This is a genomic window from Paraburkholderia sp. SIMBA_030 (assembly GCF_046535245.1).
Classification (GTDB): domain Bacteria; phylum Pseudomonadota; class Gammaproteobacteria; order Burkholderiales; family Burkholderiaceae; genus Paraburkholderia.
This window is the reverse complement of the sequence record NZ_JAWRXB010000020.1, coordinates 95,603-116,035: the sequence shown is the minus strand read 5'-3', so window position 1 is coordinate 116,035 and position 20,433 is coordinate 95,603. Positions and strand designations below refer to the sequence as shown.

The following is a 20,433-nucleotide window of genomic DNA, read 5'->3' as shown; positions in this document are numbered from 1 at the left end:
GAATGACTGCCTTGTCACCAGCGCGGAGTGTGCGAGAACACCGATTCCAGATGTTCCACTACCTCCTCCAAGCCAGGGGACCCGCTTAAGAGTTAGCGGTTTGAGCCGCTTTCTTTTGCCTACTTTTCTTTGCGGCAGGCAAAGAAAAGTAGGTGCTCCCCCGCACAGGGGGAACGCTAATAGACCAATAACAAAGCAAGGAAAGGCCAACGCCGCAGGCACACAACCAATGCCGCCGCCAAACGCAAAAAAATCAGGCCGCGACCAACACGCCATCCGCGGAGCGGACAACCCCCTGCTGCCGGGCAGCAAAAGCCTCTCCGATCATCAGCAAACTAGGCTGCGAATCATCAACCCATTTTTGCGCTTCGCCGCAGGCGAGTTCTTCAAGCGTGAGGGTGAGCATCCGCTCGCGTTCCGTACTACACGCCTCGACAATCGCCACAGGCGTCGAAACCGCCCGCCCGGCATCAATCAATTGCTGAGCAATCTCGACACCGCTATCGCGGCCCATATAGAACACGAGCGAATCCGCATTAACCTGCTCACGAATCTCATCGGACCCCGGAGCCCGGCTAAAAGTCGCCAGAGCAACGCTCCGCGACACGCCACGCAGTGTAAGAGACCGTTTCAACGAAGCAGCACTCGCCAGCGCAGCCGTAATGCCGGGCACGACCTCGTACTCGATACCGGCGGCTTCAAGCGCCCGCATCTCCTCATCCGCACGCCCGAACAACATCGGATCGCCGCCCTTCAGGCGAACCACCACATCATGCTCGAGAGCAGCATCCACAATCTGCTTGTTGATGAACTGCTGCGCCGTCGAAAGCTGTCCGCAGCGCTTACCGACAGCAATCCGCCGCGCATGAGAAGGCGCATAGTCGAGCATCGCGGGCTCGACCAGCGCGTCGTGCAGCACGACATCGGCGGCGCCCAACAGCCGCGCCCCGCGCACCGTAATGAGGTCTGCAGCACCCGGCCCTGCGCCGATCAAATAAACCTTACCCATTTGCATCAACCTATTCGTTGAGGCGCTTGCGGTGCGCGGCCACGCGTCGCCCGCTTACGCTGAAAACGCCCGAATCATGCCGGCCGCAACCGTGTGATGGGTCGCTTCGTCGATCAGCACGAATGCACCCGTGCCTTGATGCGAATCGTACACGTCGCACACCAGCGGCTTTTGCAACGTCAACGCCACGCGGCCGATGTCGTTCATCGCCAGTTCCTTGCGATCGGTCGCCTGCGACAGCGTATGCACGTCGAGCACTTCCTTGATCGCGCCGATCCGCGCGAACACCGTGTTAGTGGTCTGCTTCAACAGATACTTGCGTTGCGTCGACAGCGGCGTGTCGTCGAACCAGCACAGGTCGGCTTCCAGCTTCTTGGCCGGCTCCGGCGCCGCTTCGCTCAGCACGAACGTATCGCCGCGCGACACGTCGACGTCTTCCGCCAGACGGATCGTCACCGTTTGACCGGCAAACGCGCGGTCCACTTGCGCCGTGCCGCCCGTCACCGGCGCGATGATCTCGGCAACCGTCGCTTCGCGATTCGCCGGCAGCACGACGATCGAGTCGCCGACCTTCACCTCGCCCGCTTCGATACGGCCCATGTAGCCGCGGAAATCGTCAGCCTGGCTGCCGTCCTGACGTGCCACCCACTGCACCGGGAAACGCAGCGCCTGGCCCGTCGGAACCTCGACCGGCAACGCTTCGAGCAGGTCCAGCAGCGGTTCGCCCGCATACCAGGGCATGCTTTCGCTGGCGGTCACGATGTTGTCGCCCTTGAGCGCCGACACCGGCACGAAGCGCACGTCGTTCAGGCCCAGTTGACGCGCGAGCTCCACATACGCGTCGCGGATCTCATTGAAGCGCGTTTCGCTGTAATCGACCAGATCCATCTTGTTGATCGCCACAATCGCGTGCTGCAGGCCGAGCAGCTTGACGATCGCGCTATGACGCTTGGTTTGCGGCAGCAGTTGCGCGACGCCGTCGACGAAGGTCACACGCGTCGCGTCGACCAGAATGATCGCCGCATGCGCGGTCGATGCACCCGTCACCATATTGCGCGTGTACTGCTCGTGGCCCGGCGTATCGGCGATGATGAACTTGCGCTTCGCGGTCGCGAAGTAGCGGTACGCGACGTCGATCGTGATGCCCTGTTCGCGCTCCGCTTCGAGGCCGTCAGTCAACAGCGACAGATCGATTTCGTCGCCGACGGTACGCTTGTTCTTCGCGCGCGACAGTGCCGAGAGCTGGTCGCTCAACACGGCCTTGCTGTCGTACAGCAGGCGGCCGATCAACGTGCTCTTGCCGTCGTCGACGCTGCCCGCAGTAATGAATCGCAGCACGCCGAGGTCTTCTGGTTGATGAATATTCATGATGTTCCTTGTCCTTGTCGACCAGAGTTAGCGCTTTAGCGCTTACTCTGGTCCCATGCAAAGCTGTCGACCAGAGTTAGCGCTTTAGCGCTTACTCTGGTCCCATGCATTAGAAATAACCTTGCTTCTTACGCTGTTCCATCGCGGCTTCAGAGACCTGATCGTCCATCCGCGTCGCGCCGCGTTCTGTGATTTCGGTCACGGCCGTTTCGGCGATGATCTTCTCGAGATCGTCAGCGTCGCTTTCCACCGGGCACGTGCAGCTGATGTCGCCGACGGTGCGGAAACGCACCAGCGCGGTTTCGCTGGTCTCGCCTTCACGCATCGGCGTGAGTGGCGTGACCGGCACCAGCAGGCCGTTGCGGCGCACGATCTCGCGTTGATGGGCGTAATAGATCGACGGCAGTTCGAGCTGTTCGCGGGCGATGTACTGCCACACGTCGAGTTCGGTCCAGTTCGAGATCGGGAACACGCGCAGGTGTTCGCCATTGTGCAGACGCGCGTTATACAGGCTCCACAGTTCCGGGCGCTGCGCCTTCGGATCCCATTGGCCGAATTCGTCGCGGAATGAGAAGATCCGTTCTTTCGCACGGGCCTTTTCTTCGTCGCGGCGCGCGCCGCCGATCAGCGCGGTGTACTCATGTTCGGCGATCGTTTCGAGCAGCGTGACGGCTTGCGCGGCGTTGCGCGAATCCGTTTCGCGACGCAGACGCACGGTGCCGCGCCTGATCGAATCTTCAACATGACCCACCACCAGCTCAGCGCCGATTTCTGTCGCGCGGCGATCGCGGAAGTCGATCACTTCGTCGTAGTTGTGGCCGGTGTCGATATGCACGAGCGGGAACGGCAGCACGGTCTTGCGGTTCGCGCCGAGGCCGAATGCCTTCAATGCGAGGTGCAGCACCACGACCGAATCCTTGCCGCCCGAAAACAGCAGCGCGGGCTTGCTGCATTCGGCGACCAGTTCGCGCAGGATGTGAATCGACTCGGCTTCGAGCCAGTCGAGGTGATCCATCCGGTTCGCCGTGTTGGCAAGCGGAGCGTTGAGCGTGGAATCGAGCGTGGTGCTCATGTTTGGGTCCTTCGTTGGTTCGCTCGGCGGCGGTTGCTCGCCGAGCGGATGTATTCAAATCGGTATGTGCGGTGTTCAGGCCAAAAGCCAAGGCCTGAATTCACCGAGACTTCATCGTTACGTCAAGCAGAAGCGTTTTCGCTGCTGCTGAAAGGGATCGGCGTAATCGTCGTGATGTGCAGCCCGCATTCCTTCGTATCGCGCGACTCCCACCACCAGCGCCCTGCCCGGCTGTCTTCACCGGGACGGATCGCACGCGTGCAGGGTTCGCAGCCGATGCTCGGATAACCGCGCGCATGCAGCGGATTGACCGGCACGTCGAAGGCTTTCAGGTAGTCCCACACCTCGGTCTCGGTCCAGTCGGTCAGCGGATTGAACTTGGCGATGTTGCGCGCGGCGTCGTGCTCTTCCTCGTGCAATTCGGCACGCGTCACCGACTGCTCGCGGCGTTGGCCCGTCACCCATGCGCTGACGTCCGACAGCGCGCGGTTCAGCGGCTCGACCTTGCGGATCTCGCAGCAGCGCTTGCGCAAATCGACGCTTTCGTAAAACGCGTTCAGACCGTGCGACCCGACATATTCTTCAACCGCGGCAGCCTGCGGATGAAACTGTTCGATCTCGTAGCCGTAGCGCTCTCTCACGCGATCGAGCATGCCGAGCGTTTCCGCATGCAGACGGCCCGTATTCAGCGAGAAGATGCCGATCTTCACGCCTCGCGAGAGGATCGCGTGCGTCAGCAGCATGTCTTCCGCAGCGAGGCTGCTGGCGAGCTTCACGTTCGCGTGACGCGCGGCGATCGAATCGAGCAGCGCGTCGAGCCGCTCGACCTTCGCAACGAGTGCTGGCGTGAGCGATTGGGCGCCGCTCATGCTGAGGCCTTTTCCAAAGCCGCAGCCGCGCGGCGGCGGAACAGCGGCGAAGGATTGTCCACCGCGCCCTGATACTGCACGCTGAATTCGTCGAATGCCTTGAGCGCGTCGTTGAAGTCTTTGTCTTCACGCAGCGCGTAAGCGTCAAAACCGCAGCGGAACATGAACGTCAGCTGATCGCGCAGCACGTCGCCGATCGCGCGCAGTTCGCCCTTGTAGCCATAACGCTCGCGCAACAGGCGGCCGATGCTATAGCCACGGCCGTCGCGGAACACCGGGAAATCCACGCCGATCAGCGCGATTTTGTCGAAGTCGCCGACGATATCCGCCGGTTCGCTGTCCGGCGCGAGCCACACGCCGATCTCAGCCGCGCTGCGCGAAGCGGTCAACGCATCGCGCGCGGCCTGCCACAACGCGAGCGGCACCAGCACCTTGCCGGCCGGCAATGCATCCACTGCGGGCAAACTGCCGTCTTCCGCTGCGCGCACGACCGTCCAGTCATCGTTGACGATCGCGCGATTCTTGATGATAGAAGCCATCTGTTCAGTATCCTTTTTCGCGGTTACGCGTGAGCCGGTTGACGCGAGGCGTACACACGTTCCTTGAACGGGGCGATGCCGATGCGGTTGTACGTTTCGATGAAGCGCTCGCCCTCGAAGCGGTTTTCCACGAACGTATCGATCACTTTGCTCATCACGTCCGGCATCTCTTCCGCCGAGAACGACGGGCCGATCACGCGGCCGAGATGCGCGCCGGTCGCGCCGGTGCCCTGCTCGCCGCCGAGCGTCACCTGATACCACTCGGAGCCGTCCTTATCGACGCCCAGAATGCCGATGTTGCCGACGTGGTGGTGACCGCACGCGTTGATACAACCCGAGATGTTCAGCGACACATCGCCGAGGTCGTACACATAGTCGAGGTCGTTGAAGCGCTCCTGGATCGCCAGCGCAATCGGAATCGACTTCGCATTCGCGAGCGAGCAGAAATCGCCGCCCGGGCACGCGATGATGTCGGTCAGCAAGCCGATGTTCGGCGTCGCAAAACCTTGCGCCTTGGCCTTTTCCCACAGCGCGAACAGATCGCGCTTTTTCACGTTCGCGAGAATCAGGTTCTGTTCGTGCGACACGCGGATTTCGCCGAACGAGTACTCGTCGGCCCAATCGGCGACCGCTTCCATCTGCGCGTCGGTGGCGTCGCCCGGGGCGATCGTGGTGGGCTTCAGCGACAAGGTCACCGAAGCATAGCCCGACACCTTGTGCGGGCGCACATTGCGTTCGACCCAACGGGCGAACGCACGGTTTTCCAGCAGATGATTCTCGAACGATGCATCCGTATCCGGCAGCTTGTCATACACCGGCGGCTGAAAGTATTGCGACACGCGATCGACTTCCGCTTGTGTCAGCGTCGAAGAACCGTCCTTCAGGTGCTGCCATTCTTCTTCGACCTGCGCCGAGAATTTCTCCGGGCTCAACGCCTTCACGAGAATCTTGATGCGCGCCTTGTAAATGTTGTCGCGGCGGCCGTAGCGGTTGTACACACGCAGCACGGCTTCGCAGTACGTCAGCAGGTGTTGCCACGGCAAATCCCGACGGATGATCGCGCCGATGATCGGCGTACGGCCCATGCCGCCGCCGGCCAGAATATCGGCCACCAGCTCGCCCTGCGCGTTCTTCCTCAGATACACGCCCATGTCGTGGACCTGCACCGCCGCGCGGTCTTCCTTCGAGCCCGACACGGCGATCTTGAACTTACGCGGCAGCCACGCGAATTCCGGGTGGAACGTCGACCATTGACGCAGAATTTCAGCCCACGGACGCGGATCGACCACTTCATCGGCCGCCACGCCGGCGAACTGGTCCGCCGTGATGTTGCGGATGCAGTTACCCGAGGTCTGGATGCCGTGCATCTGCACGGCGGCGAGCTTGCGGAGAATTTCCGGCGTTTCTTCGAGCTTGATCCAGTTGTACTGGATGTTCGAGCGCGTCGAAAAATGGCCGTAGCCGCGGTCGTGTTCGCGCGCGATCTGCGCGAGCACGCGCATCTGGTCGCTGCGCAGGTTGCCGTACGGGATCGCTATGCGGTGCATGTACGCGTGACGCTGCATGTACAAGCCGTTCTGCAGGCGCAGCGGACGGAACTCCTCTTCGCTCAATTCGCCCGACAGCCGGCGGCGAACCTGGTCGGCGTATTGCGCGACCCGTTCGTCGACGATGGTCTGGTCGTACTGATCGTATTGGTACATTCGGGGACCCCAATTTTTTGCGTGACACAGCGTTCAGGTGACCGGCGTACCGCTTACGCCGCGCCCTGGATACCCCCTTTGTCAGGTCAGACGAGTCAGGGTTTAGACCCATCTCTCATTTGCTTATGACAAATACAGATATCCATATTGAAAAAGATGGACAGATCGTAATAAACTCCCCTTATATTTCAAACGACTAAAAAATTCTTTTTATATGCGGAGGGGTTATATATGAACCTGCACCAATTCCGCTTCGTCCGCGAGGCCGTGCGGCAGAATTTCAACCTGACCGAAGCGGCCAAAGCCCTATATACAAGCCAGCCGGGCGTCTCCAAGGCGATCATCGAGCTGGAAGACGAGTTGGGCGTCGAAATCTTCACGCGGCACGGCAAGCGCGTGCGCTCGCTGACCGAGCCGGGGCGCATTATCCTGCAGTCGGTCGAGAAAATCTTGCAGGAAGTCGAGAGCCTGAAGCGAGTCGGTAAAGATTACGCCGCCCAGGATCAGGGCAATCTGGTGATCGCGGCCACCCACACCCAGGCGCGCTACTCACTGCCGGCCGCCATCGCCGAATTCAAGAAGCGCTTCCCGAAAGTACACCTTTCGATTTTGCAAGGTAGCCCGACCCAGGTCGCCGAGATGGTGCTCCACGACCAGGCCGATCTCGCCATCGCGACTGAAGCGATCTCCAACTACAAGGAACTGGTCTCGCTGCCGTGCTTCCAGTGGCACCACGTCGCCGTGATGCAGCCGGACCACCCGCTGCTCGACCGCAAGCTTTTGTCGCTGGACGATCTTACCCATTACCCGCTCATTACGTATGACAACGCGTTCGCCGGCCGCACCAAGATCAACGAGGCGTTTCGCCTGCGCGGCCTGCATCCGGACATCGTGCTCGAAGCGATCGACGCCGACGTGATCAAGACCTACGTCGAACTGGGTCTGGGCGTCGGCATCATGGCGGATATCGCGTTCAACGCCGAGCGCGACCGTCAATTGCGCGCGATGCCGGTCGGCCATCTGTTCGGCAGCAACGTGACGCGGGTCGCGCTGAAACAGGGCGCCTACCTGCGCAGCTATGTGTATACGCTCGTCGAACTGCTGTCGCCGAGCATGAACCGCAAGCTGATCGAACAGGCGCTGAAAGGCGAACACGAAACCTACGAGCTTTGACATCACCACGCTTCCCGCCACGGAGACCTTTCGATGACGTCGCATAAAAACAAACCACGGACCACACTACGCGGCCTGGCCGCTCTCGGCGCGCTCCTGCTCGCCACTGCCGCACACGCCGACCTCAAGGTCGGTATCGACCTGTCGAGCACCGGCCCCGCGGCCGTGATCGGCATCACCAGCAAGAACGCGATGCTGATGTGGCCCAGCACGATCGCCGGCCAGAAAGCCGACTATATCTTCCTCGACGACGCGTCCGACCCGGGCGCCGCGGTCCGCAACATCCGCAAGCTGATCAACGAAGACCACGTCGACGTGATCGTCGGCCCGAACATCACGCCGGCGGCGATGGCCGCGCTCGATCCGGTCGCCGAAAGCCAGACGCCGATGATCACGCTGATCGGCTCGGCAAGCGTGGTCGAGCCGCAGGAAGGCAAGAAGGTGTGGGCCTACAAGATGGCGCAGACCGACAGCGCGATGGCCGACGTGATGACGCGCTACATGTCGAACCACAACGTGAAGACGGTGGGCTTCATCGGTTTCGCGGACGGCTACGGCGAAAGCTGGCTCAACGAATTCAGCAAGTTCGCCGCGTTGCGCCACATCCAGATCGTCGCGACCGAGCGCTTTAACCGCACCGACGCCAGCGTCACCGGCCAGGTGCTGAAGCTGATGGCCGCCAAGCCCGACGCGATCCTGATCGCGGGCGCAGGTACGCCGACGGTGCTGCCGCAACGCACGCTGGTCGAGCGCGGCTTCAAGGGCCCGATTTATCAGACGCATGGCATCGCGACGCCCGAGTTCATCAAGCTGGGCGGCAAGGATGTGGAAGGCACGCTGTTCCCGACCCAACCGGTCGTGGTGGCGCGCACGCTGCCGGCAGATCATCCGGCGAAGAAGGCGGCGCTCGCGTTCGTCGGCCAATATGAAGCGAAGTACGGCCCGGGCAGCGTCACGCAGTTTGCCGGCGATGCCGCGGGCGTGTATCCGCGTCTTCAGGACGCCGTTGCGCGCGCGCTGAAGACGGCCCAGCCGGGCACGCCGGCTTTCCGCACGGCGTTGCGCGACGAACTGGAGCATGCGCATGAACTGGTCGTGCCGAACGGCGTGGTGAACACCAGCGCGAAGGACCACGTCGGTCTGGATCAGCGCGCCAGCGTGATGGGCGTGATCAGGAACGGCAAGTTCACGTATCTGAGTCAATGAGCGAGTCGAAAAGCATGCGCGCCACTCGATCAGACCCGTTCGGGCGCCGCGCGGCATGCACGCCGCACGTACCATGCTGGCGGCCCGCTTGCGTGAACGCGGCGAACAACGTGGACCGCTCGGCCAGATGGCGATCGGCGGCGTGACGACATAGTCGATCCTGGCGCTGGCGATGGTGCGAGTGGTGTGCACGGTGCTGGACGATTGGGCGGACTGGCTGCGGCGCACGTTCCGCCGCAGAGCCACCGTGAAGCAATGACGCTTACCGCTTCCGAAGTTGTTACAGTAGAAGTCTTTCCCCGACCCAGCAGTCCCACATCATGCGCACCACCCGAGCCATTCACGCCGTCGAGCGATTGAAAACCCGCAGCGGCAATCCGCTGTTCGCGGCGATCAGCTTGTCCGGCGGCCTGTTCTACCTGGTCGACAAATCGAGCGGTACCGACAGGAAAGTCTCCGATCCGCTGACGCTCGACGACTTCGTCAAGTTCGTCGACGGTTTCGGGCCGCCGAAACCGCGCAAGGCGAGCAAGCTGGATATCGCTTTCGAAGAGCAGATCAGGAAGAGCAAGGGCGGTTGAGTCGCGCTTGTCGTCACGCTTTTTGCGTTCTCCTCAAGGCTCGCCAATGTCCCGCCACTGCCCGTTGGCCGCATGGCTCGCCAGCACCGCGTCGATGAAACGCAAGCCGGCCACGCCGTCGTCTACCGTTGTCAGCAGTCGGCTTTCCTCAGGAAGCGCTTCGCCCGCGTCCAGCGCCTCGATCTGCAACGCCGCATCTTTGTACAACTGCGCAAACGCTTCCAGATAACCTTCCGGGTGTCCGGGCGGCACGCGTGTCGCGTGTGCGGCGATCGCGCTATGCACACGACCGCGTGTCACGCGCTCTGCCGAACCGCCCAACGGTGTGAGCCAAAGCTCATTCGGATCCTCCTGATCGAAACACAATCCCGCCCTGGTTCCATACACCCTCAAGCGCAACGCGTTCTCCGCGCCGCTCGCCACCTGACTCGCCCACAACATGCCGCGCGCGCCGTTCGGATAGCGCAGCATCGCCTGCACGTGATCGTCGATGCGGCGTCCCGGCACGAAGGTATGCAACTCTGCGGATAACGATAACGGCGTCATTCCCGTGACGAATCCGGCGAGGTGATACGCGTGCGTGCCGATGTCGCCGAGACAGCCGGCGGGACCCGCTAACGATGGGTCCGTGCGCCAGCCCGCCTGCTTGTTCATGCCGCTCGTTTCTATCGGCTCGGCGAGCCAGTCCTGCGCATATTCGACTTGCACCACACGTATGTCGCCAAGCTCGCCTCGTTCGACAAGCTCACGAGCGTGACGCACCAGCGGATAGCCGGAGTACGTATGCGTCAATGCAAACAGCTTGTTCTTCTTGCGAGCGAGCTTCGCCAACGCCTCGCCTTCGGCCAGCGATATCGCTAACGGTTTATCGCAGATCACGTGAATCCCGGCTTCGAGAAAAGCCGTCGCCACCGGCGCATGCAGATGGTTCGGCGTGACGATCGCAACCGCGTCGATACCGTCGTCGCGCGCGGCTTCGGCACGCGCCATTTCGCGCCAGTCCACATAGCTGCGAGCGATGCCGGCTTCATCGGCGCTCGCTTGCGCTCGCTGCGGATCGGACGACAACGCACCCGCCACCAGTTCGAAGCGGTCGTCGAGCCGCGCCGCGATCCGATGCACCGCGCCGATAAATGCGCCCTGTCCGCCGCCGACCATGCCTAATCTGAACCTTCTTCGTGGCATCACCCTCGCTCTCCTTTGCGATCGATCGCAATCAAATGCCGAGCACGCGTTTTAACTGGTCCGCGTCCACGCCGCTGCCCGCGAAATCGTCGAACGCATGCTCGGCCACGCGAATGATGTGCCGGCGAATGAACTCCGCGCCCTCGCGTGCGCCGTCCTGCGGATGCTTCAACGCGCACTCCCATTCCAGCACTGCCCAGCCGGGAAAGTCGTACTGCGCCATCTTCGAGAAGATCGCGCCGAAATCGATCTGGCCGTCGCCAAGCGAGCGAAAGCGCCCCGCGCGTTCGACCCAGCCGCTGTAGCCGCCATACACGCCTTGCCTGCCGTTCGGACGAAATTCCGCGTCCTTCACATGAAACGCTTTGATGCGCGCGTGATAGATGTCGATGAACGCGAGATAGTCGAGTTGCTGCAACACGAAGTGGCTCGGATCGTAGAGGATATTCGCGCGCGAGCGCTGCTTCACTGCGTCGAGAAAGCGCTCGAAGGTCACGCCGTCGTGCAGGTCCTCGCCCGGATGCAGTTCATAGCACAAATCGACGCCGGCTTCGTCGAAGGCGTCGAGAATCGGGGTCCAGCGGCGCGCGAGTTCGTCGAATGCGGCTTCGACCAGGCCTGCCGGACGTTGCGGCCACGGGTACAGATACGGCCAGGCCAGCGCGCCGGAAAACGACACATGCGCATTCAATCCTAAACGCTGCGACGCCTTCGCCGCCAGCTTCATCTGCCCGATCGCCCATTGCGTGCGCGCAGCGGGATTGCCGCGCACATGCTGCGCGGCAAAGCCGTCGAACAACGCGTCATAGGCCGGATGCACGGCTACGAGCTGCCCTTGCAGATGCGTCGACAGTTCGGTGATCGTCACGCCCGCATCGTCGACGATCTCCTGCAACTCGTCGCAATACGTCTGGCTCGCCGCCGCCTGTTCGAGATCGATCAGGCGCGCGTCGCACGGCACCTGAATGCCCTTGAAGCCGAGACTCGCGGCCCAGCCGGCCAGATGCGCGAGGTTGTCGAACGGCACCTCGTCACCCATGAACTGAGCCAGAAAAATCGCCGGCCCTTTGATGGTTTTCATCGTACGGCTCCTCGAACGAGGTCACGCTCGCATCGTCCATGCCACTCACCCGATGCGAGCGTGCCCCGGATACCCATCAGAACGGCGAGTCCGGAAAATAGAACTGCTGCGCGTTTTCCTTCGTGATCAGCACGGACGGAATGATCGTCGTCGGCGGCAGCTTGTCGCCCTTCAGACGCGCTTCGGCGGTGAGCTTGATGGCGTCGTAGATGAATTTCGGCGAGTACGACACGTCGGCCTTGATCATCGGAGCGCTGTCCATCACGTTCTTCACCATGCCCTTCGAACCCGCACCGCCGAACACGATCTTGATGTCGGCGCGCTTGGCCTGATCGATCGCCTTCAGGACGCCTACTGCCATATCGTCGTCGGCGGCCCACACGGCGTCGATGTGCTTGAAGCGCGTCAGGTAGTCCTGCATCACCTTGAACGCGTCGTCGCGATTCCAGTTCGCGTACTTGGCGTCGAGTATCCTGATGTTCGGATACGCCTTCAGCACACCGGTAAACGCGGTCCAGCGTTCGTTGTCGAGCGTCGTCGGGATGCCTCGCAACGCGACGATGTCGCCTTTGCCGTCGAGCGCCTTCGCCAGGTATTCGGCGGGAATCTTGCCGAACGCAGTGTTGTCGCCGGCGACATAGGCATCTTGTGCGCTGGTGTCGGTCAGGCCGCGATCGACCACCGTCACGTAGATGCCCTTTTTCTTCACCTGCGCGACCGGCTGCGTCAGCGAAGCCGATTCGAACGGGAAAATCACCAGTGCGTTGATCTTGTTGACCGTCACCAGATCCTGCAACTGGTTCGCCTGTTCGGGCGCGCCCGCCGCGGTCTTCACGATCACTTTCAGATCGGGATGCGCCTTCTCCAGATCGCTCTTCGCCTTGTTCGCCCACCAGACGATGCCGCCAGTGAAGCCATGATCGGCTGTCGGAATCGCGACGCCCAGCGTGACCTTCTCATCGGCACGCGCGACGCCTGCCGTGCCCAGTATTCCCAACGCCAGCATGCCGGCGCTAACCGCTCGAATGATCTGCTTCATGGTTGTGTCTCCTATGTCGATCAGAGTTAGCGCTTTAGCTGTCGACCAGAGTTCGCGCTTTAGCGCGTTACTCTGGTCCCATGCAAAGCACTTACACTGATCCCATGCAACATTGTTGCGTTATGAGGCGTTCATGCGCCCCGATTCTGGAACCAGCCGCTGCCTTTGCTATTCCATCCTTTGAAGCCCACTGCCTACCGCCGTCCGCGCTGCAAGAACGCGACGACGATAATCACCACGCCCTGCACCGCCGCGTTCAGATACACGCTGATGATGCTGGTCAGATTCAGAATGTTCGCGATCACCGAAAGCAGGATCGCGCCGATCACCGTGCCGATCACGCGCCCTTCGCCGCCTTTCAGCGCGGTGCCGCCGACGACTACCGATGCGATTGCCTCGAGCTCCCACAGCAAGCCGGTGGTCGGCGTGGCCGAGCCGAGCCGCGGCACGTACAGCACGGTCGCCACGCCGACGCAGATGCCGAGCAGCACGTAGGTGACGATCTTGACCTGATCGACGCGAATCGCCGCATAACGCGCGACCTGTTCGTTCGAGCCGATCGCCTGCACATGCCGGCCGAACGCGGTGCGATTCAGGATCAACGCGCCGCCCGCCGCAACCACGAGAAACACCCAGATCGGCACAGGCACGCCGAACAGGCTCGCGTAGTAAACCGGCCCATAGAGATCGGACAAGGCGTTATCCAGGGTCAGCGCGCCACCATCGGCGAGCCACGTCAGCACCGCGCGAAAAATGCCTAACGTGCCCAACGTGACGATGAACGGTTCGATCCGTCCTTTGGTAATCAGCAAACCATGCGCGCAGCCGAACAATCCGCCGAGCACCAGCGCGAACGCGATGCCTAGCGCCACGATCAGCAACGGCGCGAACCTATGCCCGCCGACACCGGCCGCCAGCCCGTTCATCAGCCAGATCATGCTGCCCGCGATCAGCGCCGCCATCGAGCCGACCGACAGATCGATACCGCCCGAAATGATCACGAAGGTCATGCCGACCGCGATGATGCCGATGAACGACGTGCGCGTGAGCACGTTCATCAGGTTGTCGAGCGTCGCGAAATCGCGGTTGAGCAGCGTGCCGGCGACGCACAGCACGACCAGCCCGGCGAGCGGCCCAAGCGCATACAGACGATGCGCGAACCGCAACGCGCGGCCGGATGGCGCGGCTTCAGTGGGTGCCGGTCGCATGGGCGATCAACTCCTCTTCGGTCAGATGGTCGAGCGTGAGCGTTGCTTGCAGGCGTCCCGCGCGCATCACGGCGACGCGGTGGCACAAGCCGATCAGCTCGATCAGTTCGGATGAAATGACGATCACCGCGCGGCCCTGCGCGGCGAGACGATGGATCAGAAAATAGATGTCGCGTTTTGCGCCGACGTCGACGCCGCGGGTAGGCTCGTCGAGCACGATCACGTTCGGCTCGGGTTGCAGGAACTTGGCGAGCGCGAGCTTCTGCTGGTTGCCGCCGGAGAGCATGCGCGCGCGGCTCGTCAGATCGCCGGTGCGGATGCCGAAGTCGCTCACGGCTTGGGTCAACGCCGCGCGCCCCGCTTTCAGATCGAGCAATGGATGCGCGTAGCGTTCGAGCGTCATGAGCGTGACGTTGTCCTGCAGGCTCAGGTTCACGTGCAGGCCTTTGCCTTTGCGGTCTTCGCTCAGATACGTGAGGCCGTGGCGCATGGCGTCGCGTGGATCTTTCAGATCGGCGCGGCGGCCCGCGATTTCGATGCGGCCCGCCGTGCGTTTGCGCAAGCCGATGATCGCTTCGAACGCTTCGGTGCGGCCCGCGCCGACAAGTCCCGCAAAGCCGAGCACTTCGCCGGCGCGCACGTCGAAGCTCAGATCCTCGACCCAGTTCGGCACGGCGAGGCCTGCCACTTTCAACGCGATCGGCGTGTCGGCGGGCACTGTGATCTTCTCGGGGAACATATCGGACACGTCGCGCCCGACCATCAGATTCGCCATCTGCTGCCGCGCCAGCGCCGCCGTTTCGCCGCGCGCGACGAAGCGGCCGTCGCGCATCACGATCACTTCATCGGTGATGCGTTCGACTTCGTCGAGCTTGTGTGAGATATAGATGATGGTCACGCCGTCGGCTTTGAGCTTCGCCATCAGCGTGAAGAGGCGTTCGGTTTCGGACGGCGTGAGCGTGGCGGTCGGTTCGTCCATGATCAACAGGCGCGCGCGGCGCGACAAAGCCTTGGCGATCTCCACCATTTGCTTTTCAGCGACGATCAGTTCGCGCACCTTCGTGTCCGGTGCTTTCTCGAGGCCGACTTGCGCAAGATAACGCTTGGCGTCGGCACGCATCGCGGCATCGTCGACGAACCAGCCGCGCCGCTTCTCGTGGCCGAGATACATGTTCTGCGCGATCGTCAGATGCTCGGCGAGATTGAATTCCTGGTGAATCAACACGATGCCGGCGGCTTCCGCATCGCGCGAGCCGATGAACTGCTGCGCGTGGCCGTCGACCAGCAAGGTGCCCGACGTCGCCGTTTCATAACCGGCCAGGATTTTCATCAGCGTCGATTTGCCCGCGCCGTTTTCGCCGAGCAATCCGTAGATACGCCCCGGGCTCAACTCGAACGACACGCCGTGCAGCACGCGCACCGGGCCGAAGTCTTTGCGGATATCGTCGAAGCGGACGGCGAGGCTCATCGCTTACGCGCTCCCGCGAATCACGAGCCGATGCGGCAGCAGCACGCCCGGCACGTTGGCCAATGGATTCGCGAGCCGCTGCAGCAGCAGGCGCGCGGCGGTCTCGCCGAGTTCGCGCATCGGCTGCGCGATGGTGGTGAGCGGCGGATCGATTTGCGCAGCGAGGGAAATATCGTCGAAACCGACTACGGCGATGTCGTCCGGCACACGCTTGCCGACGCTGCGCAAGCCGTGGATCACGCCGATCGCCAGCGTGTCCGACACCGCGAAGATCGCGCTCGGCGGCAGCGCCTGTTGCACCAGCGTCGCCGCGGCCGATGCGCCCGCTTCATAGTCGATACTGTTCAGATTCATGCGCCAGTTCTCGTTCGGCGCGATGCCCGCTTCGCTCAACGCGTCGAGATAACCCTGCTGACGCTGGCGCGCATAGAGATAATCGACATCGGAATTGATCAAACCGATGCGCCGGTGGCCGCGCGCGAGCAGATGCCGCACCGCGTCGCCCGCGGCCCGGTAGTTGTCGATGCCGACGTACGGTACGCCGACCGCCGGATCGAACTCGCAGCACGCGACCCACGGCAGCGCGCTGGATGCCTCGCCGAGCGCCTGCTGGATGGCCGCCGGATCGAGGCAGATCGCGCCGTCCGCGCGGCGGCGCCGCAGCAGATCGAAATAACTGCGCTCGCGGCCCGGGTCGGCGCCCGTGTCGCATAGCAGCATGAAGTAGCCGTGCTGGCGCGCGACGCTGTCGATGCCGCGCACAATTTCAGCGTAGAACGGGTTGCCGACGTCGGGCACCATCGTCAGCAGCAGGCGGCTTTCGGCGGTGCGCAGGTTGCGCGCCAGTTCGTTGACGCGATAGCCGCTCGCGTCGACGGCGGCCAATACCTTGTCTCGCGTGGCGGGCCGGACGTTCTCGTGGCCGTTCAGCACCCGCGACACCGTCGCCACCGACACCCCCGCCTGCTCGGCGACGCCGGCAATCGACATGCCGACGGACGGCTGGAGCGGTTGCGCCTCGCGCGCCTCGCGCGCTTTGGACACCGTCTTGGACAACGCTTTGGACGACGTTTTGGACAAGTCAGCCTGCCTCGAAAATGTAATCGATTACATTCTTGGGCGATGCGAGCGCGAATCGCAAGGACGAATCGCTAGGGATTAACACGGAGAGCGGCAGGCGGTGGCGAGTCGCCGCACTGCCCGCGACGGCGCGTGATCGCACCGCGGTTTGGTACAATCCCGCAGTTACCCTGCCTGCCCCGGCTTCCAACGGATCCCGACAAGCGCTGGGCAGTGGCAAAAATCGCCAAACCAAACCGCCGAACCCACCATGAATATCGAGCAAGCGCGTTTCAACATGATCGAACAGCAGATCCGCCCCTGGGAAGTGCTCGACCAGGACGTGCTGAATCTGCTCTCGATCGTCAAGCGTGAAAACTTCGTCCCCGACGTGTACCGCGATCTGGCCTTCGTCGACTTCGAAGTGCCGCTGCCGGCTGGCCAGCACATGCTGGCGCCGCGCGTCGAGGCGCGCGTGCTGCAGGAACTGGCAGTGAAGAAGCACGAAAGCGTGCTCGAAATCGGCGCCGGCTCGGGTTACATGGCGGCCCTGCTCGCGCATCGCGCGCAGCATGTGCTGACGGTCGATATCGAACCGGAACTGGCGGAACTGGCCAGGCACAACCTGACCGCCAACGGCGTGCTGAACGCCGAAGTCGCCACCGGCGACGCATCGCGCGGCTGGGCCGACGCGGCACCGTACGACGTGATCTGCGTGTCGGGCGGCCTGCCGGTGCTGCCGCAGGACATCCTCGAACAACTGAAGGTGGGCGGCCGTCTGGCGGCTTTCGTCGGCACCGCGCCTGTTATGAAAGCGCAGATCATCACGCGCATCGACGAGACGCAATACCGCATTGCCGACGTATTCGAAATTTACGTCGAGCCGCTGATCAATGCGGTGCAACCGCCGCGCTTCAAGTTCTAAGTCATCTGCAACCTGACGTTTCGCTGGTCCGCCGCAATCTGAACTGGATGTCTTGCTGATGCAAAATCTGTCCGCTCCCGCACTCGCCGAATGGCTCGCCGATCAATCGCGCCCCGCGCCCGTGCTGCTCGACGTGCGCGAGCCGTGGGAAATCCAGACGGCGTCGATCGCCGGCGCCGTGTCGATTCCGATGCGCGAGATTCCCGCGCGCAGCGAAGAACTCGACGACGACGCGCAAATCGTCTGCGTCTGTCACCACGGCGCGCGCAGCGCCCAGGTCGCGATGTTCCTCGAGTCACGCGGCCACACCAACGTCTTCAATCTGCAAGGCGGGATCGACGCGTGGTCGCGTCAGGTCGATCCGTCTGTTCCTGTCTATTGACCGTACGGTCTCGATGAAGCGCCAGCTGGCGCCGGTCGGTGATGGGGCGTTTATCGCGCTGCCGCGGGTGCCGACCGTGCCGCATTCGGGTGTCGCGGCTAAAGGCGCCGCCGGGAAGCCTGGGCGGCAGGCCGTGCAGGACGCTGTCGCGACTCAGTAACGCTCCCTCTGCTTTCCCTTCTTTATGCAAGTGGCTTCTGACGCGGCGCCATTTGGTTGTTCGCCTATGGTGTTGGCCTTTCCTTGCTTTGTTATTGGTCTATTAGCGTTCCCCCTGTGCGGGGGAGCACCTACTTTTCTTTGCCTGCCGCAAAGAAAAGTAGGCAAAAGAAAGCGGCTTCACACCGCTAACTTTTAAGCGGGTCTCCCGGCTTGGAGGGGATAGTGGAACATCTGGAATCGGTGTTTCCGCACACTCCGCGTAAGTGACTAGGCCGTCATTCTTCCGGCGGCGCTGCGCGCGCCGTAGCGGTACTTCACAAAACCGCCAGCCGATTTTGACGCCTGCGTTTTGTCTTGTGCGGGCAATGTTTCATTTGCTAAGGCCACCGCTTCTTCCTGTTCCTTGCCATTTTTGACTCCGCAACCCGGAACAGTTTGCGACAGCCCTAACACCTCGCTTTCATTGGGACGCTTCTCGTAGCCGCCGAGGAAATTTCTTACGGTTTCCTGAGCATCGCCCGGGCACCATGCTCCGACCATTTTTGGGGGAGCAGTGTGATGAGATTTCTGAAGATCGCGATGCTGGCCGCAACGCTGTTGCCGCTCGCCTCGCATGCAACGTTGGGCGGCGCGCCGAGCGCCGGCACATCCGCTCCAACGATGCTGCGCGCCATGCCGCAATCCGCCGCCGGAACAGCCGCGGCTAAAACGACAACTACAGCGCCCTTCACCATGCGCGAGTGGCGCGACACCAACGGCGTCACGATCCGCGAATACGTGCTGCCCAGCAATGTCGTGTTCGCCGTCACCTGGGAAGGACCGATACGCCCCGATATGACGGCGCTGCTCGGCAGCTATTTCCCCAACTTCGTCGCCGCCGGCGAAAGCCGCGCGCGCGGCACCGGTCCGCTGATCGAAGGCAACGGCGACTTCCGCATCGAATCGGCGGGCCGCCTGGGACATTTCTTCGGCATCGCGTATCTGCCACGCCTGATGCCTGCGAACGTCCGTCCGGGCGATCTGCAGTGAACGACGCATCGATTTCGCGGAAAACATCAAGATGAAGACACTCAACAAGACACTCTGGGTCGCGCTGACCACGCTGGGCCTGACACTGTCCGCCTGTGGCGGCGGAGGCGATGGAAACGGCGGCAAAAACGGCGGCGCCATTGGCTGGTCCGCCGATCCCGACTGGATCCAGAAGCCGGACGGCTCAGGCAACGCCGGCAATTCGGAGAATACGTCGAGCGACAACAGCAATACTGTGCCGATTCGCGTCGACAACTCGATGGGCAGCATCAACATGCTTTCCGCGACGATCACCGTGTGCGTCCCCGGCACGCAAGGCGCCAGCCAGTGCACGACGATCGATCGCATGCTGGTCGATACCGGCTCGGTAGGCGTACGCATTATGGCCAGCGCACTCCCGACTCTAGGTTCCCAGTTGCTCACGCAAGCCGGCGCCCTCGACGATGCAACCGGCGTCGCACCGATCGCCGAATGCATGCCGTTCGGCTCCGGCACCACATGGGGCTCGGTGAAACGCGCCGACATCAAAATCGGCAGCCGTACGGCAAGCAATATCCCTATCCAGTTGATAGGCGACGGTGCGTACGCCATCCCGGCGGACTGCGTCGCGCACGGCGGCCCGGACCTCGGCACCGCCGAACGACTTGGCGCCAACGGTATTCTCGGCATCGGCCACGGCACGCATGACTCGAAAGACGCGCTGACGATCCCGCTGCCGGGAAATTACTACTATTGCACGGCTGCGAACGCCTGCTTCAGCACGCGCATGTCGATCAACAAGGAGGTGATGAATCCCGTCGCCGCCTTCTCCAGCGATAACAACGGCACGATCATCCGCCTGCCGAAGCTGCCTGCGGGCGGCCAGGCAAGCGTCGCCGGCGAACTCGTATTTGGCATCAGCACGCAGCAGAACAACAAGCTGCCGGCGAATGTGAACATCCTGGCGGTGGATAAGTTAGGCGAGTTTACAACTCAGTACCAAGGTCGCGTGTTCAACTGGAGCGCGATCGACAGCGGCACTAACGGATTCGCGTTCCAGGACGATTCGATCCCCGTCACGTCGGACTGGTACACGCCGCCAACCGCGCTCAATCTGGTGGCAACAATGGAAGCCACCAACGGAACAGGCACGCCCGTCAACATGCCCTTCACGATCGACAACGCCGTCAACATGGCGGCGAACGGATACGCCGCCTATGACAACGTCGGCCGGCACTACTCCAACTACAGGATGTTCGTTTGGGGTCTGCCGTTCTTCTACGGGCGCAGTGTGTACACGGTGATCGGCAACAGCACGATAGGCAAGCAAACCGGACCGTTCGTCGCGTTCTGACAACTGCGCTTCCGTGGCACAGGAGGCGGCGCCTCGAAGCGC

Annotated in this window: 21 protein-coding genes; 8 read left to right on the top strand and 13 right to left on the bottom strand. The window is 62.5% G+C overall.

Going from position 1 to position 20,433, the window contains the following annotated elements; genetic code table 11:
- Positions 1-253: 253 nt before the first annotated feature.
- The 6 genes from cobA to SB772_RS29775 form a co-directional block, all read right to left on the bottom strand.
- On the bottom strand, positions 254-1,009 hold the full coding sequence (gene cobA, locus SB772_RS29800) for a uroporphyrinogen-III C-methyltransferase (RefSeq protein WP_410836807.1): 756 nt from the start codon (positions 1,007-1,009) through the stop codon (positions 254-256).
- A gap of 54 nt (positions 1,010-1,063) precedes the next feature.
- The gene (locus SB772_RS29795) at positions 1,064-2,380 is read right to left on the bottom strand and encodes a sulfate adenylyltransferase subunit 1 (RefSeq protein ID WP_410836806.1); all 1,317 of its coding nucleotides are present in this window, start codon (positions 2,378-2,380) and stop codon (positions 1,064-1,066) included.
- Between the two features lie 106 nt (positions 2,381-2,486).
- Positions 2,487-3,449 carry a sulfate adenylyltransferase subunit CysD gene (cysD, locus tag SB772_RS29790; protein WP_410836737.1) on the bottom strand — a complete coding sequence of 321 codons (963 nt, stop codon included), beginning with the start codon at positions 3,447-3,449 and terminating at the stop codon, positions 2,487-2,489.
- 122 nt (positions 3,450-3,571) lie between these two features.
- Positions 3,572-4,318 (bottom strand): phosphoadenylyl-sulfate reductase, encoded by a 747-nt coding sequence (locus tag SB772_RS29785; protein ID WP_410836736.1) that lies wholly within the window; start codon positions 4,316-4,318, stop codon positions 3,572-3,574.
- Positions 4,315-4,857 carry a DUF934 domain-containing protein gene (locus tag SB772_RS29780; RefSeq protein WP_410836735.1) on the bottom strand — a complete coding sequence of 181 codons (543 nt, stop codon included), beginning with the start codon at positions 4,855-4,857 and terminating at the stop codon, positions 4,315-4,317. Before SB772_RS29780 ends, SB772_RS29785 begins: the two co-directional genes overlap by 4 nt.
- Before the next feature lie 23 nt (positions 4,858-4,880).
- Entirely contained in the window at positions 4,881-6,560 is a 1,680-nt protein-coding gene (locus tag SB772_RS29775; protein WP_410836734.1) for a nitrite/sulfite reductase, read from the bottom strand.
- Positions 6,561-6,791: 231 nt separating this feature from the next.
- Here SB772_RS29775 and SB772_RS29770 point away from each other — a divergent pair, with 231 nt between their 5' ends.
- The 3 genes from SB772_RS29770 to SB772_RS29760 all read left to right on the top strand — a co-directional run bounded on the left by SB772_RS29770 (position 6,792) and on the right by SB772_RS29760 (position 9,520).
- The gene (locus SB772_RS29770) at positions 6,792-7,733 is read left to right on the top strand and encodes a CysB family HTH-type transcriptional regulator (RefSeq protein WP_410836733.1); all 942 of its coding nucleotides are present in this window, start codon (positions 6,792-6,794) and stop codon (positions 7,731-7,733) included.
- Between the two features lie 33 nt (positions 7,734-7,766).
- Positions 7,767-8,939 (top strand): ABC transporter substrate-binding protein, encoded by a 1,173-nt coding sequence (locus SB772_RS29765; protein WP_410836732.1) that lies wholly within the window; start codon positions 7,767-7,769, stop codon positions 8,937-8,939.
- A 320-nt stretch (positions 8,940-9,259) separates the two neighbouring features.
- The gene (locus SB772_RS29760) at positions 9,260-9,520 is read left to right on the top strand and encodes a hypothetical protein (RefSeq protein ID WP_410836731.1); all 261 of its coding nucleotides are present in this window, start codon (positions 9,260-9,262) and stop codon (positions 9,518-9,520) included.
- 33 nt (positions 9,521-9,553) lie between these two features.
- On the opposite strand, the gene SB772_RS29755 is transcribed toward SB772_RS29760, so the two are convergent.
- The 6 genes from SB772_RS29755 to SB772_RS29730 form a co-directional block, all read right to left on the bottom strand.
- Positions 9,554-10,705 (bottom strand): Gfo/Idh/MocA family protein, encoded by a 1,152-nt coding sequence (locus tag SB772_RS29755; RefSeq protein WP_410836730.1) that lies wholly within the window; start codon positions 10,703-10,705, stop codon positions 9,554-9,556.
- 31 nt (positions 10,706-10,736) lie between these two features.
- Entirely contained in the window at positions 10,737-11,786 is a 1,050-nt protein-coding gene (locus SB772_RS29750) for a sugar phosphate isomerase/epimerase family protein (RefSeq protein ID WP_410836729.1), read from the bottom strand.
- A 76-nt stretch (positions 11,787-11,862) separates the two neighbouring features.
- Positions 11,863-12,825 (bottom strand): substrate-binding domain-containing protein, encoded by a 963-nt coding sequence (locus SB772_RS29745; RefSeq protein WP_410836728.1) that lies wholly within the window; start codon positions 12,823-12,825, stop codon positions 11,863-11,865.
- Between the two features lie 194 nt (positions 12,826-13,019).
- On the bottom strand, positions 13,020-14,033 hold the full coding sequence (locus tag SB772_RS29740) for an ABC transporter permease (RefSeq protein ID WP_410836727.1): 1,014 nt from the start codon (positions 14,031-14,033) through the stop codon (positions 13,020-13,022).
- Complete coding sequence (locus SB772_RS29735) at positions 14,014-15,501, bottom strand: sugar ABC transporter ATP-binding protein (RefSeq protein ID WP_410836726.1); 1,488 nt, start codon at positions 15,499-15,501, stop codon at positions 14,014-14,016. The genes SB772_RS29740 and SB772_RS29735 overlap by 20 nt, the downstream gene beginning before the upstream one ends.
- Before the next feature lie 3 nt (positions 15,502-15,504).
- Positions 15,505-16,491 carry a LacI family DNA-binding transcriptional regulator gene (locus SB772_RS29730; protein WP_410836805.1) on the bottom strand — a complete coding sequence of 329 codons (987 nt, stop codon included), beginning with the start codon at positions 16,489-16,491 and terminating at the stop codon, positions 15,505-15,507.
- Between the two features lie 340 nt (positions 16,492-16,831).
- Here SB772_RS29730 and SB772_RS29725 point away from each other — a divergent pair, with 340 nt between their 5' ends.
- From SB772_RS29725 to SB772_RS29715, 3 genes are read left to right on the top strand one after another with little or no spacing between them, the layout of a single operon-like run.
- Positions 16,832-17,485 (top strand): protein-L-isoaspartate O-methyltransferase family protein, encoded by a 654-nt coding sequence (locus SB772_RS29725; protein WP_410836725.1) that lies wholly within the window; start codon positions 16,832-16,834, stop codon positions 17,483-17,485.
- Between the two features lie 58 nt (positions 17,486-17,543).
- Entirely contained in the window at positions 17,544-17,867 is a 324-nt protein-coding gene (locus tag SB772_RS29720; protein ID WP_410836724.1) for a rhodanese-like domain-containing protein, read from the top strand.
- Between the two features lie 13 nt (positions 17,868-17,880).
- A complete protein-coding gene (locus tag SB772_RS29715; RefSeq protein WP_410836723.1) occupies positions 17,881-18,027 on the top strand; it encodes a hypothetical protein in 147 nt (48 codons plus the stop codon).
- Between the two features lie 269 nt (positions 18,028-18,296).
- Here the strand turns inward: SB772_RS29715 and SB772_RS29710 are convergent, their stop codons facing one another.
- A complete protein-coding gene (locus SB772_RS29710) occupies positions 18,297-18,569 on the bottom strand; it encodes a hypothetical protein (protein ID WP_410836722.1) in 273 nt (90 codons plus the stop codon).
- Positions 18,570-18,587: 18 nt separating this feature from the next.
- Between SB772_RS29710 and SB772_RS29705 the strand changes: the two genes are divergently transcribed.
- Both SB772_RS29705 and SB772_RS29700 read left to right on the top strand, forming a co-directional pair.
- Positions 18,588-19,058: a DUF2844 domain-containing protein gene (locus SB772_RS29705; protein ID WP_410836721.1), complete on the top strand. Its 471-nt coding sequence runs from the start codon at positions 18,588-18,590 to the stop codon at positions 19,056-19,058.
- Positions 19,059-19,089: 31 nt separating this feature from the next.
- Entirely contained in the window at positions 19,090-20,391 is a 1,302-nt protein-coding gene (locus SB772_RS29700) for a DUF3443 domain-containing protein (protein ID WP_410836720.1), read from the top strand.
- Positions 20,392-20,433 lie beyond the last annotated feature (42 nt).

Bases quoted from the DNA above. Each gene is read 5' to 3' on its own strand.
- cobA (WP_410836807.1), bottom strand. From the start codon at position 1,009: ATGGGTAAGGTTTATTTGATCGGCGCAGGGCCGGGTGCTGCAGACCTC.
- cysD (WP_410836737.1), bottom strand. From the start codon at position 3,449: ATGAGCACCACGCTCGATTCCACGCTCAACGCTCCGCTTGCCAACACG.
- SB772_RS29785 (WP_410836736.1), bottom strand. From the start codon at position 4,318: ATGAGCGGCGCCCAATCGCTCACGCCAGCACTCGTTGCGAAGGTCGAG.
- SB772_RS29780 (WP_410836735.1), bottom strand. From the start codon at position 4,857: ATGGCTTCTATCATCAAGAATCGCGCGATCGTCAACGATGACTGGACG.
- SB772_RS29775 (WP_410836734.1), bottom strand. From the start codon at position 6,560: ATGTACCAATACGATCAGTACGACCAGACCATCGTCGACGAACGGGTC.
- SB772_RS29770 (WP_410836733.1), top strand. From the start codon at position 6,792: ATGAACCTGCACCAATTCCGCTTCGTCCGCGAGGCCGTGCGGCAGAAT.
- SB772_RS29765 (WP_410836732.1), top strand. From the start codon at position 7,767: ATGACGTCGCATAAAAACAAACCACGGACCACACTACGCGGCCTGGCC.
- SB772_RS29760 (WP_410836731.1), top strand. From the start codon at position 9,260: ATGCGCACCACCCGAGCCATTCACGCCGTCGAGCGATTGAAAACCCGC.
- SB772_RS29755 (WP_410836730.1), bottom strand. From the start codon at position 10,705: ATGCCACGAAGAAGGTTCAGATTAGGCATGGTCGGCGGCGGACAGGGC.
- SB772_RS29750 (WP_410836729.1), bottom strand. From the start codon at position 11,786: ATGAAAACCATCAAAGGGCCGGCGATTTTTCTGGCTCAGTTCATGGGT.
- SB772_RS29745 (WP_410836728.1), bottom strand. From the start codon at position 12,825: ATGAAGCAGATCATTCGAGCGGTTAGCGCCGGCATGCTGGCGTTGGGA.
- SB772_RS29740 (WP_410836727.1), bottom strand. From the start codon at position 14,033: ATGCGACCGGCACCCACTGAAGCCGCGCCATCCGGCCGCGCGTTGCGG.
- SB772_RS29735 (WP_410836726.1), bottom strand. From the start codon at position 15,501: ATGAGCCTCGCCGTCCGCTTCGACGATATCCGCAAAGACTTCGGCCCG.
- SB772_RS29730 (WP_410836805.1), bottom strand. From the start codon at position 16,491: ATGTCGATTGCCGGCGTCGCCGAGCAGGCGGGGGTGTCGGTGGCGACG.
- SB772_RS29725 (WP_410836725.1), top strand. From the start codon at position 16,832: ATGAATATCGAGCAAGCGCGTTTCAACATGATCGAACAGCAGATCCGC.
- SB772_RS29720 (WP_410836724.1), top strand. From the start codon at position 17,544: ATGCAAAATCTGTCCGCTCCCGCACTCGCCGAATGGCTCGCCGATCAA.
- SB772_RS29715 (WP_410836723.1), top strand. From the start codon at position 17,881: ATGAAGCGCCAGCTGGCGCCGGTCGGTGATGGGGCGTTTATCGCGCTG.
- SB772_RS29710 (WP_410836722.1), bottom strand. From the start codon at position 18,569: ATGGTCGGAGCATGGTGCCCGGGCGATGCTCAGGAAACCGTAAGAAAT.
- SB772_RS29705 (WP_410836721.1), top strand. From the start codon at position 18,588: ATGAGATTTCTGAAGATCGCGATGCTGGCCGCAACGCTGTTGCCGCTC.
- SB772_RS29700 (WP_410836720.1), top strand. From the start codon at position 19,090: ATGAAGACACTCAACAAGACACTCTGGGTCGCGCTGACCACGCTGGGC.